The sequence below is a fragment of the Alloalcanivorax xenomutans genome (genome assembly GCF_032810065.1).
Classification (GTDB): domain Bacteria; phylum Pseudomonadota; class Gammaproteobacteria; order Pseudomonadales; family Alcanivoracaceae; genus Alloalcanivorax; species Alloalcanivorax xenomutans.
Map to the genome: position 1 here is coordinate 3,638,545 of NZ_CP136538.1, position 15,379 is coordinate 3,653,923.

The 15,379-nt window shown below is 63.0% G+C and carries 19 protein-coding genes; all 19 read left to right on the top strand.

Annotated features, from left to right (window positions below; translation table 11 throughout):
- Positions 1–29 precede the first annotated feature (29 nt).
- Positions 30–383, top strand: a complete 354-nt coding sequence (locus RYH70_RS16725; protein WP_317009428.1) for a hypothetical protein — start codon at positions 30–32, stop codon at positions 381–383.
- Positions 384–590: 207 nt separating this feature from the next.
- On the top strand, positions 591–971 hold the full coding sequence (locus RYH70_RS16730) for an integrative conjugative element protein, RAQPRD family (RefSeq protein WP_014994469.1): 381 nt from the start codon (positions 591–593) through the stop codon (positions 969–971).
- A gap of 3 nt (positions 972–974) precedes the next feature.
- Positions 975–1,202 carry a TIGR03758 family integrating conjugative element protein gene (locus tag RYH70_RS16735; RefSeq protein ID WP_014994468.1) on the top strand — a complete coding sequence of 76 codons (228 nt, stop codon included), beginning with the start codon at positions 975–977 and terminating at the stop codon, positions 1,200–1,202.
- A 49-nt stretch (positions 1,203–1,251) separates the two neighbouring features.
- Positions 1,252–1,641 carry a TIGR03745 family integrating conjugative element membrane protein gene (locus tag RYH70_RS16740; RefSeq protein ID WP_014994467.1) on the top strand — a complete coding sequence of 130 codons (390 nt, stop codon included), beginning with the start codon at positions 1,252–1,254 and terminating at the stop codon, positions 1,639–1,641.
- 24 nt (positions 1,642–1,665) lie between these two features.
- On the top strand, positions 1,666–2,115 hold the full coding sequence (locus tag RYH70_RS16745) for a TIGR03750 family conjugal transfer protein (RefSeq protein WP_317009429.1): 450 nt from the start codon (positions 1,666–1,668) through the stop codon (positions 2,113–2,115).
- A complete protein-coding gene (locus RYH70_RS16750; RefSeq protein ID WP_163128113.1) occupies positions 2,112–2,783 on the top strand; it encodes a PFL_4703 family integrating conjugative element protein in 672 nt (223 codons plus the stop codon). The genes RYH70_RS16745 and RYH70_RS16750 overlap by 4 nt, the downstream gene beginning before the upstream one ends.
- Positions 2,784–2,786: 3 nt before the next feature.
- Positions 2,787–3,686 carry a TIGR03749 family integrating conjugative element protein gene (locus RYH70_RS16755; protein ID WP_317009430.1) on the top strand — a complete coding sequence of 300 codons (900 nt, stop codon included), beginning with the start codon at positions 2,787–2,789 and terminating at the stop codon, positions 3,684–3,686.
- The gene (locus RYH70_RS16760; RefSeq protein ID WP_317009431.1) at positions 3,673–5,121 is read left to right on the top strand and encodes a TIGR03752 family integrating conjugative element protein; all 1,449 of its coding nucleotides are present in this window, start codon (positions 3,673–3,675) and stop codon (positions 5,119–5,121) included. The genes RYH70_RS16755 and RYH70_RS16760 overlap by 14 nt, the downstream gene beginning before the upstream one ends.
- Entirely contained in the window at positions 5,114–5,620 is a 507-nt protein-coding gene (locus tag RYH70_RS16765) for a TIGR03751 family conjugal transfer lipoprotein (protein ID WP_449355839.1), read from the top strand. Before RYH70_RS16760 ends, RYH70_RS16765 begins: the two co-directional genes overlap by 8 nt.
- Before the next feature lie 3 nt (positions 5,621–5,623).
- A complete protein-coding gene (locus RYH70_RS16770; protein WP_317009432.1) occupies positions 5,624–8,545 on the top strand; it encodes a conjugative transfer ATPase in 2,922 nt (973 codons plus the stop codon).
- Positions 8,542–9,156, top strand: coding sequence for a hypothetical protein (locus tag RYH70_RS16775; RefSeq protein ID WP_026950075.1), 615 nt, complete (start codon positions 8,542–8,544; stop codon positions 9,154–9,156). The genes RYH70_RS16770 and RYH70_RS16775 overlap by 4 nt, the downstream gene beginning before the upstream one ends.
- Positions 9,153–9,710 carry a hypothetical protein gene (locus tag RYH70_RS16780; RefSeq protein ID WP_026950074.1) on the top strand — a complete coding sequence of 186 codons (558 nt, stop codon included), beginning with the start codon at positions 9,153–9,155 and terminating at the stop codon, positions 9,708–9,710. Before RYH70_RS16775 ends, RYH70_RS16780 begins: the two co-directional genes overlap by 4 nt.
- Before the next feature lie 13 nt (positions 9,711–9,723).
- Positions 9,724–10,233, top strand: a complete 510-nt coding sequence (locus RYH70_RS16785) for a hypothetical protein (RefSeq protein ID WP_026950073.1) — start codon at positions 9,724–9,726, stop codon at positions 10,231–10,233.
- A gap of 204 nt (positions 10,234–10,437) precedes the next feature.
- The gene (locus tag RYH70_RS16790; protein ID WP_026950072.1) at positions 10,438–10,734 is read left to right on the top strand and encodes a hypothetical protein; all 297 of its coding nucleotides are present in this window, start codon (positions 10,438–10,440) and stop codon (positions 10,732–10,734) included.
- 10 nt (positions 10,735–10,744) lie between these two features.
- The gene (locus tag RYH70_RS16795) at positions 10,745–11,524 is read left to right on the top strand and encodes a hypothetical protein (protein WP_051414635.1); all 780 of its coding nucleotides are present in this window, start codon (positions 10,745–10,747) and stop codon (positions 11,522–11,524) included.
- A 72-nt stretch (positions 11,525–11,596) separates the two neighbouring features.
- A complete protein-coding gene (locus RYH70_RS16800) occupies positions 11,597–12,385 on the top strand; it encodes a hypothetical protein (RefSeq protein ID WP_026950071.1) in 789 nt (262 codons plus the stop codon).
- Positions 12,386–12,467: 82 nt separating this feature from the next.
- On the top strand, positions 12,468–12,935 hold the full coding sequence (locus RYH70_RS16805) for a TIGR03757 family integrating conjugative element protein (protein WP_233918364.1): 468 nt from the start codon (positions 12,468–12,470) through the stop codon (positions 12,933–12,935).
- Complete coding sequence (locus RYH70_RS16810; protein ID WP_449355840.1) at positions 12,932–13,942, top strand: TIGR03756 family integrating conjugative element protein; 1,011 nt, start codon at positions 12,932–12,934, stop codon at positions 13,940–13,942. The genes RYH70_RS16805 and RYH70_RS16810 overlap by 4 nt, the downstream gene beginning before the upstream one ends.
- Positions 13,939–15,366, top strand: a complete 1,428-nt coding sequence (locus RYH70_RS16815) for a hypothetical protein (protein WP_231504772.1) — start codon at positions 13,939–13,941, stop codon at positions 15,364–15,366. Before RYH70_RS16810 ends, RYH70_RS16815 begins: the two co-directional genes overlap by 4 nt.
- Positions 15,367–15,379: the final 13 nt, after the last annotated feature.

The window sequence follows — 15,379 nt, forward strand, 5'->3', positions numbered from 1 at the left end:
ATTTTTATAAATCATGGAGTTATAAAGCCATGAACCCTATTCGATCGGTGTGCCTAAAAGGCCGAGACGCGCTTGTCGCACGCTCTGGCAGGATCATTACCCACCCCGTGATGGCGGCACGCCGCCGACGGCGACAGCACTCCCGTCTGGGCCGTATTCTCAACGTGGTGCAGTTCGACGCCCGCGGCGCCTATCGCCGCCTACAGGATCTGGACGAACTCGAAGGATGGCTTCGCGCTCACCATCCCGACATCGAGGCGCATGACGCCCACCTGCTGCACATGCTCGAATCCGAGCGGCACTTTATACACCAGTTGATCGGCGCCTGTGAGCGCGCTGACCGGTTTTTTAAGATGTGGAGTGACACCCGGAAGGATCGCTGATCACGACCGCCGCTGACGGACGGCTTTAACGCGCCTGCCTCGCCCCCATCCGATCGCCTTTTTCTGAGTCGGTTTCTGAGTCGGCTTAAAAACATCACCCCCTTTTAAAAATAAAAAGCCACGTCGGGACGTTGGGATTATCCGTTCCGCCCGTCCCCTCCTTTTTCTAGCCTGCCGTCATCACGTTCATCACAGGACTGACCCGGCATGCTTTTCAGGCCTTACACCCTCCGAGTCATCACCGCCGCCTTGCTGTTAGTGATCGGCGGTGCCGCCTCCCGTGTTGCCGTCGCCAGTGACGTTAACGACGCCATACAGCGTCGGGATCTGGCGTTGCTCCAACAACGGTTGGTGGATTTGCAACGGGTGGTCGATCGGCTCGCCTCTCGGCCCGTCCGTCACCAGACCGATGCCCACGCCTTCCGCGCCGGCCAACGGGTTTTCCTCGATGTGGACGCGCTGCATCGCGATCTGCAAATCGTTATCGACGGCATTGAGTCCTACATGGCGCCCCCACGCTTGCCACCACGGCGCCCAACGCCGCTCTCCGGTGACTATCTCACTGACACAGCCGTGGAGCGCCAGTGACGTATGGATCCCGCTTCCGCGTTTCAAGTTGGGGCCGGCCAGTCCTGGGCATTGTTCGCCCTGGTCATCGCCGGCCTCGGCTGCACCGCCGTGCTGCTGTGGGCGGCCTGGGCCTATATCAGCACCTTCCGCGGCTGGTCCAGCAATCGCGTGCTCGGGACCATCGCCGGTGGCGCCGTGATCCGCATCGCGCTGGTCGTCCTCCTGCTGTCCTGGGTTTTTCTTTCTTAAGTCGTCCTTTCACCTGCTCTGCGCTCACTACTCTATGGAGATTGTTACGATGATTCGTTTGTTCCATCCCGTGTTCCAAAAAAGCCGTCACCGCATTCACGAGATCAAGACGCTGTTTTACCGGGTCCTGGCCCTGCTGACCGTGGGCATCACATCATCGCCCGCCCTGGCTCAGCTGCCCACCATGGATGAACCCACCCGGGGGGAAGGCAGCGGTTTGATGGAGACCATTCAGAACTACCTGTACGACGCCGCAATCCTGGGCGGGCTGATCATCGCCACCGTCGCGTTCTACATCGTGGGGCAATCGGCGCTCGCCAAGTACAAGGAGGCTTCCGAGAAGGGCCAGTGGGGCGCCTTCGGGATCACCATCGTGGTCGGCATCATTCTGATCGTCGCCGTGATCTGGCTGGCCACCAAAGCCGCCGAGATCCTGTAACGCACCAGTTCAAGGCGGATCACGATGGCCACATCCACCATTACGTTCTTGCCCTCCCGGCTGAATCAGGCCCCGGTGGTCTTTCGGGGCATGACCGGGCGGGAAGTCGCCCTGGCGGCGGGTACCGGCTTTGCCATGGGATTGATTCCGGGCACTGTCGCCGCCTTCGCGTTCGGCATCGCCATGGTGCCGACCTGTGGCGCGTTGGGTGCCGGGGCGGTGGTGTGGTTCGGAGGGGGCGTGTTACGGCGTCTACGTCGTGGCCGCCCGGAGACTTGGTTGTATCGCCGCATCGCCTGGTCACTCGCCTTGCGCGGGTTCGCCAGCCGCCATCGCTTTATTACCCAGTCCGCTATCTATGGCACCCGGCGGTACGCCTCGATGCGCGCCAAACGCCGCGCTCAACCGGCTTCATCCACTCAATTTCAATCCACGCAACCCACTCAAAAAATCCGGAAGGGATCAGGATCATGAGTCGATTTCGACACGCTCAGTCCGCCCGCGATGCCCACATCCTGACGTTGCGGGTCATCGTCGCCGTGTTGCTGCTGTTGTGCGGCGGGATGTGGTGGGGCTGGAAAAGCGCGCCCCAGGATCTCACCATCCACAACCCGCCCGATCTGCGCTCCGGTAGCACCCGCAAGTGGTGGGAAGTGCCGCCAAGCAGCGTCTACAGCTTCGCGTTCTATATCTGGCAACAACTGAACCGTTGGCCCGCCAACGGCGAGGTGGACTACAAGCGCAACCTGCACTCGTACAGCGCGTATTTGACCCCGCAATGCCAAGTGTATCTGGAGAACGACTACGCCGCCCGTCAGCGCCGCCAGGAGTTGAAGGGGCGCGTGCGGGGGATGTACGAGATCCCGGGACGGGGCTTCCGCAAGGACGCGGTCACCATCCTGGATCGGGACCACTGGGTCGTTACGCTCGATCTGGCCATCGACGAACACTACGCCGGCACGCCCGTTCGTGATGTCTATGTGCGCTATCCCCTTCGAGTGGTGCGCGCCGATGTGGATCCGGAACGCAATCCCTGGGGGTTGCAGTTGGATTGCCTGGCCGATACCCCGCAACGGCTGTCCGTGCCGCGTGGCGATACCGGTGACGACCCGACCGGCAACGCCGATTCAACGGAGGAATAGATCATGACCCCTCTCCTTCGATTCCCGCGCCCTCTACGCGTGCTTCTCGTTTTCCTGTCGGCGTTGGTCGCGACCGCTGCGGCCCTGACGCCGGCCTACGCCGTCGAGATCCATCACTGGGAACGCAAACCCATTCCGGTGGACTTGCCCGTCGGTGAGGAACGTATTGTCCTCATTGATCGCAATGTGCGCATTGGGCTGCCCGCCGAATTAGCCGACCCCGAGGTATTGCGCGTCCAGTCCGTCGGCGGTGCGCTTTATTTAAAAGCAAAAAAAACGTTTGATACCCAGCGGGTGCAGGTCCAGGACATCGAGTCCGGCCAGATTTTTTTAATCGATCTGGCCGCCACGGAAGGAGCCAGTGCCGAGGATCTTCGCATCGTTGTCTCCGGGGACCAGTCGTCAACGTCCGCTGCGGATAAGAAAAAATCGGCCAACGAAGAGGGAGCGTCTTCACCTGACGCGTCGAACGCGCCGCCCCTGCCGGTTCGTCTGACGCGGTACGCCGCACAAACCCTGTACGCGCCCCTGCGCACCGTGGCACCGCTGCCCGGCGTGCGCCGTGTGCCCATGCGCGTTTCACAGACGGTACCGCTGTTTTGGGAGCTGCCCTTACAAGCCCAGCCACTGGCCGCCTGGCGTGCCGGCGGGCTGACGGTCACGGCGGTGGAGATCACCAACCCGGATCCCAATCGGGAATTCGGGCTCGATCCACGCCGCCTGCAGGGCGAGTTCGTCACCGCCACGTTTATGCACCCCAGCGTGGGACCGTCCACCTCAGAGTATGCGCAAACCACGGTGTTCCTGGTCACCCGTGGCGGTGGACTGGAAAAAGCGCTCTATCCCGCAGCCCCGAAGACTCAGGACACAGCGATGAAGGAGACAACCGATGCTGAAAAGTAACGGGTTGCTCAAAATCCTGCTGCCGTTCCTCGTCATCGTGGTGCTGGTGATCGTGATTCGCGGCTGCAACAGCGACGACACTCCGGACGCGGCGGCCTCCGGCGCCTCTGAGCAGAAGGACGCCTCTTTGACGTTGACGGACGATGAGATCCAGGCGCTGGGCATTGAGGGCGATACGCCCCGGGATACGGTTGCCACGTTGGTTGGCGAGATGCGCGCCATGCGTAAAGAGCTGGATGACACCCGGGCCGAGAGCCAGAAGTTGCGGGAGCAGAATGCACAGCTGTCTGAACGGGCGAGCAACGTGGACAGCGCCATCCAGTCCGCGCTACGCGAAGAACGCCGGCGCGAGGCCGAAAAAGACCAGTCCTTGCTCAAGACGTTCGAGTCCAAGCTGGACACACTGCGTCATTACACCGATCGCGGCGGTGATGGCTCAGATCAAGAGGAGCTTCCCGTTGGCTTGGGCCTGGGCGACGGCGGTCTGAGAAACGGTTCTCTGGGGGCGGCCGGTACCATCACGCCAGGATTGGTCTGGGTCAACCCGGCCGACGCCCGCACCGATGAAAAGACCGGGGAATCGGTGTTTCCTTCTGCCTTTTCCTTGTCGGATACCGCCGCCGGCGGCGCGAAGGTCCTGGGCCGGGCCGCCGACAGCGTGGAAAGCCGCATCCGGGGCAAGGCGGATCCCAGTACGGTGCGCCCGGTCTATACCATTCCTCAAAACTCAACCCTGACCGGCTCAGTGGCCATGACCGCCCTGCTCGGCCGGGTACCCATCGACGGTACCGTGAACGATCCCTACCCGTTCCGCGTCATTGTGGGCAAAGACAATTTAACGGCCAACGGCATTGAGATCCCCGAGGTACGGGGCGCCATCCTGGCCGGCACCACCACCGGGGACTGGACGCTATCTTGTGTCCGCGGGCAAGTCGATAGCATCACGTTTGTTTTTGATGACGGCACGGTGCGTACCGTGCCTACTCCGGATGACCCTGATGACGGTAATTCCTCATCCAAGAAAAACGGGATCGGCACGCTCTCAACGCCGCACGGGCTGCCGTGTATTCCCGGCGAGCGCAAAACCAATGCCCGTGAGTTTCTGCTGACCACGTTCTTGATGGCCGGCGCGGAAGGCGCCGCTGACGGCATCGCCATGGGCGAGACCAGCACTCAGATGGACACCAATGGCGCCTTCACGGCCCTCACCGGCAACGCCGACAAGTTTATTTTGGGGCGGTCCGCGTCCGAGGGCCTCTCCGAGACTCGAAAGTGGATCCAGGAGCGGTTCGGCCAAACGTTCGATGCCGTCTACGTGCCGCCCGGCCAACCGGTCTCCGTGCTGATCGACGTCCCCCTTCCCATCGACTACGAAACCGAAGGACGAAAGGTGCACTATGCGCAATCCTCCTGGTCCCAACCTTCTCTTGATTGATTTTTTATCTTTATTAATCGGCACTCAGCGTGGCCTGGTGGCCGCCGTCACCCTGCTCGGCGTCCTTGTCGGCCTGGGGGGCTGCGCCACTTCCCAGGACAAACTGATGCCGGTGGACAACGCCACCACCATGGCGGACCTGTGGCGCCAAGGCGGGCAGTCCGCAGGTTCTACCGCGTCATCGACTGAGAGCAAGCACCCGCGCCTCCAGGAGATCCGGCATACCCTGCGCCGTCCGTTGCCGGACGCTCAACAGGGTCTGGGGCCCTATCACCCCTACACCCGCCATGTGGAGAACGAGATCCGCAGTCAGTTCCCCCGACTGCCCAATCCTGATTTGGTCATGTACGTGTTTCCGCACCTGGCGGGCAGTCCCGAGGGCGAACAGGTGCCGGTGCCCGGGTACTCAACCGTATTCCCGCTGTACGAGCGGGTCCAGTACGCCCAGCCCGGTGAGGTGGCCTGGCCGTGGCCAGCTCAACCCGTTGAAGGCCAGTAGCTTATGCTTGATGCCCTGAAAACGTTTTTTAATCATCGTGATCATCGTGCTTCCGAAAAGGACGCAACCCACCCGCCCGTTGCCATTGAACCAGCGTCTCACCATCACGAGGACCGCGTTGCGGACGGTGACGGTACGCCCGCCGCCCAACCGCGGGGCAAGCCGCTCACCTGGCCGGAAATTAAAAAAGCCTATCAGCGTGGCCCGTCCTTCACTCGTTTTCTTCCGTGGGTGGAGTACCTGCCGGATTCTGGCTGTTTTTTATTGGAGGACGGCGTCTCCGTGGGCATTGCCGCCGAGGTGACGCCCATCCCCACCGAAGGCCGTTCGCAAGACACCTTGGCCGGCCTGCGCGATCAGATCGAAGCCACCTTGCAGGACGCGCTCCCGGAGTACGACAGCTACCCCTGGGTGGTGCAGTTGTATTGCCGGGACGAGGTGGATCCGGCCGCGGAAATGGCGCGGGTGGTCCAACACGCCGATCCGGCCCTGTTGGACACTGCCTTTACCCAGGCTTGGCTGCGCAGTATGGAACAGCACCTGCAGGCCATCGCCAAGCCCGGCGGGCTGTTTCAGGATGATGTGGTCACGCGCACGGATTGGCGCGGGCAAACCCGGCGGGTACGCCTGGTGCTGTATCGCTGGCTCGGCCCCAACCCTAAAGGGGTCCCTGAAGAGGCCGCCAACCAGGTCTACGACCGCCTGGCGGCGGGTCTGGAAGGCACCGGTTTACAGCTTAAAAAAATGAATGGGGCGGCGTTTCATCGGTGGATGCTGACGTGGTTCAATCCGCGCCCGGCCACCGACCCCGATACGCCTCACGCTTTTTATGACCGGGTGGCCTACCCCGGGGACGACGCCGTGGCCGGTCTGCCGGATTATGATTTTGCCGAGGATCTGCTGTATCGGTCGCCCCGCGCTGATGTGGACAGTGGGCTGTGGTATTTCGATGGTCTGCCCCACCGCGCCATTCCGGTGGAAGCGATGCGCCGGGCGCCGGATGTCGGTCACCTGACCGGGGAGATGCCCCGGGCCGGCGGGCAGGCGTTCAACGCGCTTATGGACGTGCTGCCGGAGGACACCGAGATGGTCCTCACGATCGTCGCCACGCCCCAGGACGTGTTGGAAGACCACATCAACACCCTACACGGCAAGGCGCACGGCGACAGCGTGCACGCCACCGCGGTGCGGGAGGACTGCCAAACCGCACGCGCCATGCTGAACCAGAATCACAAGCTCTATCGGTCCTCCTTGGTGTTTTATGTCCGCGGTCACAATGAAACCGATCTGGAACAGCGGACCCTGACGCTCATCACCCAGCTGCAAAGCGCTCACTTGAAGCCAGTGGACGCGGAAGACGAGATCGCGCCGCTCAACACCTGGTTGCGCTGGCTGCCCATGGCGTTCGATCCGCAACAGGATAAGCCAGGCTGGTACACCCGGCTGAACTACGTGCAGCACCTGGCGAACCTGGCGCCGTTGTTTGGCCGGTCTCGCGGCACCGGCCGCCCCGGTTTCAGTTTTTTTAATCGCGGCGGCGGGTCGTTCGGGTTTGATCCGCTGGATCCCAATGACCGGGCCAAGAACGGCCATATGTTCGTGTTCGGGCCCACTGGCGCCGGTAAATCCGCCACCTTGAACGGGATCTTCAGCCAGGTCATGGCACTGCGTCGGCCCCGTTTGTTTGTGATTGAGGTGGGTAACTCCTTTGGGTTGTTAGGGGAGTATTTCCAGCGGCACGGGTTGACCGTCAACCGGGTAAAAATGGCGCCCGGCAAAGCGCCGCCCTTGCCCCTGTTCTCCGAGGCGCACCGCCTATTGGACGACGACGCCATTACCGAACGCCGCAAGGTGGAGGACCGTCAGGACGGCTGGTCCGACGAGCCCGCGCCGGTTCCGGAAGACAACGATGAAGAGGACGACGAGGACGCCGACGAGCGGGACGTGCTCGGGGAAATGGAACTCACCGCCCGCTTGATGATCACCGGCGGCGACCCGCAAGAGGAAGCGGAGTTCCGCCGCGCCGATCGGCGTCTTGTGCGCGACGCGATTTTTTATGGGGCGCAGCGCAGCCGCGACGAGGGGCGCCAGTGTCTAACCCAGGATGTGGTGGCCGGCCTTCATGCGCTGGCCACGGATCCCAAGGTACCCCTGCCCCGCCAGTCCCGCGCCCATGAAATGGCCGAAGCCATGGCGCTCTTTTGTGACGGGTTTGATGGGGAGGTGTTCAACCGGGAAGGTCAGGCCTGGCCGGAATGTGACGTCACCATTGTTGATTTGGCCCATTACGCCCGGGACGGGTACGAGGCACACCTGGCCCTCGCGGTGATTTCTCTGACCAACATTATCATCACGCTCGCCGAGCGGGATCAGTACAAGGGCCGCCCGATCATCCAGGCCATTGATGAGTGCCACATCGTCACGATCAATCCGCTGTTGAGCCCTTACCTGGTCAAGGCCGGCAAGATGGGGCGCAAGCTGTTCTATTGGATCTGGCTCGCCACCCAGAATTTGGAGGATTTCCCGGACGCCAGCCAGAAGCTGTTGAACATGATCGAGTGGTGGCTGTGTCTGGTGACACCGCCGGATGAAATTGAGCAAATCGCCCGGTTTAAGGCCCTGTCCGCCGAACAAAAAACCCTCATCGGCAGCGCCGCCAAGGCCCGGGGGCGCTACACCGAAGGCGTGGTGCTGGCTGACCGCATCGAGGCGCTGTTCCGCATCGTCCCGCCCAGTTTGTATCTCTCTCTGGCCGGGACCGAAGGCGAGGAGAAACAAGAACGCAAACGGGTCATGGACGAACACCAGTGCAGTGAACTGGACGCCGCTATCCGCATCGCCGAGGAGATGGACCGCAAGCGGGGGTTGCACGCCCTCGACGACAAGGCGGCGCCAGGGCGACGACCCGGAGGGCATGGACCATGAAGGACCGCTTCAATGACCCCGTGACGGCACCGCGTTCACACCGAGGCGGGTACCGGCCTTCGATTTACGTGACACGAGTCATGCTCAACTCGGGACTGGCCCTGACCGTGCTGGGGCTCGGCGCCACCGTCCTGGTCTACCTGCTCTGCATGATGCTGTTGTCGCTCACCGAAGCGCCCGATCATGTGGTCTGGATCTTCCTGCTGCTCGCCGCCTTCGGCAATACCCTCTTCATCGGCGCCAGTTGGCCGCTCTGGCATCGCCTGGTATTGGCCTCGCGGGAGCCCTTTCGGGCCTTTCGGGTGGAGCCCACGGTCCGCTGGCTCATGCGCGCCGGACTGGCCGCCGTCGGCGCCCTCATCGCGCGCTACGAGCACGATCAGATCTCACAGGCGCTCCCTCTGCTGTCCCTGACGGGCTGGCAAGGCGCGCTCGCCGAGCACGCCGCGGCAAGCCTGGCACTGTATGGCCTGCTGTGCGGTGGGGCCTGCCTGGGGCGCGCGCTGCTCGCCCTGTGCCTGCTCGTGGATCTATGGCGTGACGAAGCGCGTCAGGGCACCGCGCCCCTGGGCGGCAGCACCGGCAGCACCTCACAGGGACATTCACCATGACCGACATCGGGCGGGAACAAGAAACCGGATGGGAAGTGACTCTGCTCGGCGTGGGCGGTCTTTCTCTGGTTTACGGGTTTGGCATGACGCTGCTGTACCTCGCCGCCGAGACTCGGCCGGATCATGTGATCTGGCCTCTGCTCCTGCTTGCCGCGCTCGGCGACACGCTGCTGATCGTCGCCAGTTGGCCCTTATGGCATCGGCTGCTGCGAACTCAGCGCCGTAACGACGGGCCCATTCGTCTGGTGCCGATGGCCCAGTGGGGCGTGCGCGCCCTGATCGCACTGGTCGGGGCGGGAATCGCGTTCTACGCGTATCGCCGAATCCCGCAAGCGCTCCCCTTGCTCACCCTTCCAGGATGGCAAGGGGCCCTCGCCAAAGGCGCGACCGACGCCCTCAACGTGTATGGGGCGCTGTGTCTCCTGCTGTGCGCTTGGCGCGGTGTGCTTGCCCTGTGCCTGGACATTGATCGGGCACGTTACGACAAAACAGTGCCGCACGAGGCCCCTGCCGCGCCACCGTCAAACCCGGGCACCGCGCAAGGCCAACCTTAAGGAGATCGAGATCATGAAAGTCTCTCTGCCGAACACCACCGATCCGCATCCGCCCCTTCCCCCCACGACATGGACGCGCACCGCCCTCTGGTTGGCCGCCCTGGCGGCGGGATTGACCCTGTGCACCGCAATCCTGTTCTCGGCCTCTCTCGCCAGCACCGCCTATCCGGTCACGCCTGGGCGTTGGATCGGCGCCTTTGTGCTTGGCATGGCCGCGTGGGGATTCGGTCTGCAACGCTGGTTGCAACGCAAAAGGCCCTCCATGCGCTGTGAGCCCCGGTTAAAGGGACTGCTCAACCTGGCGGGACTGATCACCCTGATCGGGGGGTGTCTGTACCTCGCCCACCCCATCCTCGCCCATGCCGTGCATCGGCTCGACGCGCTCGCCACTCTGGCCGCGTCGCCGGCATTGGGCCGACAGGATGCTCTGGCGTTACTCCTGGCGCTGCTCACACTTTCCCATGCACCCATGATGGGGGTTCTGTTAACCGACCTGATCGTGCCGTTTCGGCGCTACCTATAGGAAAATCCGTCTTGCTATCACCAGGACATAGACATCTGGGCATAGTGTTTGACCGCCACCCATCCCTCCGGCATGACCAGAAACAAGACAACGATGAATAACCCCGTGGCAGCGATGCTTCCTAATACCCATTTCACGGCCCTTCCCATCACCCTCCTCCATCAACGCACCGATATAAAGGCAACGTATAGGCAGAACCCCATCATGACAACCTCACAAGACCACCAGCTCAACCTTCGCGTCAGCCGGCAACTCTGGGACCGTTTTGTCGAGGCCGCTCACACGCGGGCGCAAACCCCTTCTTCCGTACTGCGCGCGTTTATGGCGGCCTATAGCCAACTCGCCGTGGCGCCCGATAGCGAACATCTGGATCGGGATCAACTTCAGCGGCGCGTGCGCACCCTGGAGCAGTATCTGAGTCAGACCGGCCAGCCCTTGCCTCTGGAGGCCGTGGAAACCCACGACAGCGCGAACACCACCGCGCAGACCGATCCTCAATAAGGCACGTATCATGGCGGACACCCGACAAGACCGTGGCAGGGCAAACACCGAGCCCCATCATTTTGACGTCGTGCGCCGGCAGCTCAACGCGCCACCGCACTGGGCCAATCAGACGCTGCAGGCCTGGAGCGCCGCCTTGCCCCAGGAGAAAAAGCCCTTCGTCACCCGTCACTACTGGGCCGAGACCGGCTCGGTCAATGTCTTCCGTGTGGTCGGCACCGATCATCAGGACCATCACGGCAAAACCTGGCTGCAACTGCTCACCGGCGGCAAACGCATGCCCCATAATCTCCAGTGGCTGCTCGACAACCCGGACTACTACCTGGCCCCCCAGTCCCGCGCACCCCGTCTTTTTTATAATACGGTGGACGGCCTGGACTTCTACGTCGGCGCCGACGGCAACCACCGTACCTGTCTCGCCCGATTTTTTTTGGCCGAGCACGGGCTCAGTCAGCTCCACGAGGTCACCGTGAACCACTACCACGTGGACGAACTCGCCTACCAAATCTGGCAGCGCGCGCAAGCAACCCTGCACGCCCAGCGCCGTCCGATCACCGTGATCCCTCACCCGGTACAAACGGGCAGGGACGACACCCCCGGCTGGAAACTGGACCACTACCAACTGGAATTTGAATGGCGGGATCTGGACGCCGACCAGGACGACATCCTCGATCGCGATGCCTTTCTTGCCCGTTGCCAAGACTTGGCAATCGCCCGCTTCAAGCCCGCCGCGCCGTCTCACACCACCGCCCTGCGTCACCGGATCGCCTCGTTGTTCAAGAGGTCGTAGTCCGGGCCGTATCCGCATCCGCGCCATCCCGACGCCCCAAACTTCACTTCTTCCGCTCAATAGGAGTTTTCCATGCCCAATCCGACCACCACCATGCCCCGGAACACCACCGGCACCGCCGCCGACGAAACGCCCCAGGCCGGACACCAGCCCCGGCACGAGCGCTTGCCAGAGCGGCCTTCGCCCCTTAAAAAGGACCGCAAGCGAGGCCCGGACAGGCAAGAGAACCGGCAAGAGGACAGGCGAGACATGGACGATCAACCCGATATCCCCACCTTTCAGTTCACGCGGGTAGACACGCCGGACGGCGGCGTGACCTTTCGGCAGCACCGCCATCCCGGCCGTGAGGGCGTGGTCCTGGATGTGAGCGTGGTCTTCGACGATCCCCTCGGGGCCGCCACGGCAACGCCGGCGCAACTGCTGCTGGATCTGCGCCGGCGCTATCGCCGCGACAGCGGCCGCATGGGCGAACAGCGGATCTTTCAATGGTCCCTCGATGCCCGTACCGCGGTCCAGCTGGCCAGTGTCCTGATCCTGGTCGCCGACACCCAGTTGCAGGATCTCGACGAACAGCCCCACACCACCGTCGTCGCCGAGCCGGACAAGGCGGATTTCGGCTACAACTGGGTGCGCGAGGACCTGGCCACTGCCGCCACCCGCCTGGAACAACGCAAGCGCCGCAGCCATTTATTCGGGCTGGTCCAGCGCTGTCTGGAGTTATGCGATGAAAAGCGCTTTATTCAGGAACTGACCCTCAACCTCGCCGCCTGGGCGGAGCGCTCCGGCGACGGCTACGCGGCGCAAAAAGCCACCAGCGCGCTGGCTCAGATCGGTTTGATCTCTGGTAGAACACTGAACTGACGGCGGTTGAATCGACAAAAGCAGAAAATGCCACGGCGCCCCGTGGGCTTTTTCCGTTGTCGCAAGACAAGGCGATGGCAGCATGCAGGGAACCCCATCACCCTGTGCCAGTGCCATGCCTCAATCTTTTCATTTCCGATATCTGTTGGCTGCCACCCTCAGCGTCCATGCCATCCTGGCCATCCTGACGCCGGCCTACGCCGGCATCGAGGTCTTCACCGTCGCCACCGAGCCCATGACGTCCGTCCCCGACGATGCCGTGGTGGTGGAACTGGACGCCCCGGCCAGGCTCGACGGCGCTTTGTCCCTGGATCTACCCACTGATCCCGACGCCGCCGCTCAGGCCGTACAAGCGCGCATGGGCTCCGAGAGCTGGCAGCACTTATTTAAGGAATACGGACGGGCCTACGAAGCCGTGGCCCGGGCCTGGCAGATCGGCATTGAAAAACTCCCCGCCGTGGTGGTGGACGGCACCTATGTGGTCTATGGCGTCCATGATGTGGCCCAGGCTCTACAGCGTATTGAGCAGGCTCGGGAGGCGTCCCAATGAGATGTCCGTTTGGCGTGGCTGGCCTTTTCGGTGCTTTCAGTATGTTCAGCCTTTTCAGTGCGGTCGGTCTTCTCGGCACCGCCACACCCGCCCGCGCCGTGGACACGGCGTCCATCGTCCAGTCCGCCTGGTCCCAGGACTGCCTGCAATATCGAGTGGTCGGGGTGTGTCTGTGGCTGCGCTGCACGCCGTTTGGCTGTTCGGTGCGCAGCAGTGTCAAAGTCGGCCACTATATCCCGGAATTGGTCGTCAGCAGCTATCAGAACACCGGAGACAACCCCTGGCGGGACGTGGCGTTCATGAGCCCCTCCAACGGCAATGCGCGGGGCGGTGGCGTCACCGCCGAGGGCGCGGACGCGGCCAGTTCCACCGGAGAGGACGGCATCCATAACAGCCTGCGTTTCAAGAACGGGGACGCCATTGGCCATCCGGCCTCGACCTTATTTAGCCAGTTCGCCGGGCAATGGGGCTATACCTGCTCTACCCCGGCCCGGCCGTTACAGCCCTATTTCCTGTCCGTGCTGGACACCTACGCCTGGCGCGAGGGGTTGCCTGAAAAAGTCTATCCCCAGGCGCTGACGCCGGGGCTGCGTGAGGTCCGTCAGGGGCTGCTGAACCGCTGGGGCAATGTTTATCCGCGTTCTGGGTTCATAACGCAATCCAACGATTACAAAGCCGCTGCGGTCGTGGCTCAACGGGTGGCGGATCTGGTCACCCGCAACGGCCAGCCGCACGTCTATACCCCGCTGGTGCCCCGAACCCGCAGCTCTCGTGGCGTTTGGGCGCCGCCCCCAGTCAAGGAAGGTGATAAGGACACCCACAAGTGGCAACGCCTGACGCCGGCCATGACCCAGTCCTGCGCGGTCTTCCCGGATCGCGGGCCCGCCGCCTCGTTCCGGGGGCACCTGGCTCAACAAGGCGACTACGCCTGGGCGCTGTGGCGACCGTACAGCTGCTGCAAGAAACGCGGACAGAAACTCCTTTCCCATACGGGAGACTACCCATGAATACCTTCAGTGTGATCTTAAGTCGGGCGCTGGCGAGGTCGGTGCCCGCTGCGTTTTTGGTGTTGATGCTGTTCCCCGCCCCTGGCCGGGCCGAATCCGCGGATAGCCTGTATTACCGGATTGGCGGCGCCTCGCCGGTGGCGATTTCGGCCGGGCGGGGCCACCAGCCCGGGCAGATCGGTCTGGGGCTGCGCTGGAACGCTAACGCCAGTTGCGGCAATTTTGATCCCAAAATCACGGTCCAGAATCAGTTGAATGGCGTCACCGATGGCTTCCGCTCCATGATGGGCAACATCGTCCGTAATGCGCAGGGGGCGGTTGCCAGTCTGCCCGCCATGATCATTCAGCGGGCGGATCCCGGGCTCTATGACCTGGTCACCAACGGTGTGCTGCAGGGCAAGGCGGACTTCAACAAAGCCAAGCTGTCTTGCCAGCAGATGGCCGAGAAAATGGGCGACATGATCCCCACCAGCGGCTGGCAGCGCCGTGCCGTGGTCGAAAACTGGCAGTTGGCCGCCATGGCCTCCCCCGATGCAGTCCGTGCTGAAGAGCGCGTGGAGGATGAGGCCGGCAACCGGGGCACCACCTGGGTGGGCGGCGAAAAACGCGGCGGCAGCGGTCAAGCACCGATTCGGGTGATGAACGACACGGCCACCGCCGGCTACAACATCCTGCACGGCCGCACCAATACCACGGATACCTCCCCGGTCAGTGGTGGTGGGGGCGGCTGGGGCTCGGTGCCCACGGATGATGGCAATTGGGCCGGGGGTGGTGGCAATGCCGGTGCCGGCGGAGGCGGGTCCGCCTGCCGGGGCGGCATGTGCACCGTTTGGGGCTCACCCCAGGAGGCCGCGCAGTGGATCAGCAAGGTGGCGGGCGAGGAAGTGCATCGCACCTGCGATGGGTGCGAAAAAGTGACCACCAAGGCCGGTGCCGGCCTGATGCGCGATCTTGAAGACGAACAGGAAAAGCTCGCTCAGGATCTGGCCAGCATGGTTAATGGCACCACACCAACGACGCCGGAGAATTTGCGTAAGGTGTCTGCAGGTCCTGGCCTATCCGTATCACGCGGCGTTATCGAAGCGCTGAAAACCGACCCGGAAGGCCCGCTGCTAATTCATCGCCTGGCCGGTGAGATGGCGCTGGCCCGTACCCTGACCAAAGCGATCTGGGCGCGACGGCTGCTGTTGGCGGGCGCCAGCGAACCCGGGATCTCCGATAACGAGGAAGGCCAAACAGCCATTGATCGACGCCTGCAGGTCCTGGATCGGGACATCGATTCGCTCAAGACCGAGCTGGAAGTGCGTCAAGCGTTGGCCCGCAATGCGGCCAGCACAGCGATTTTACGGCGCTCGGGGTCCGCTCGGACCGGGGCACCGGAGTCCGGTGATGCCCTGCCCGATCCGCTGGATCAATTGAAGTAAGTCATGCCGGGTC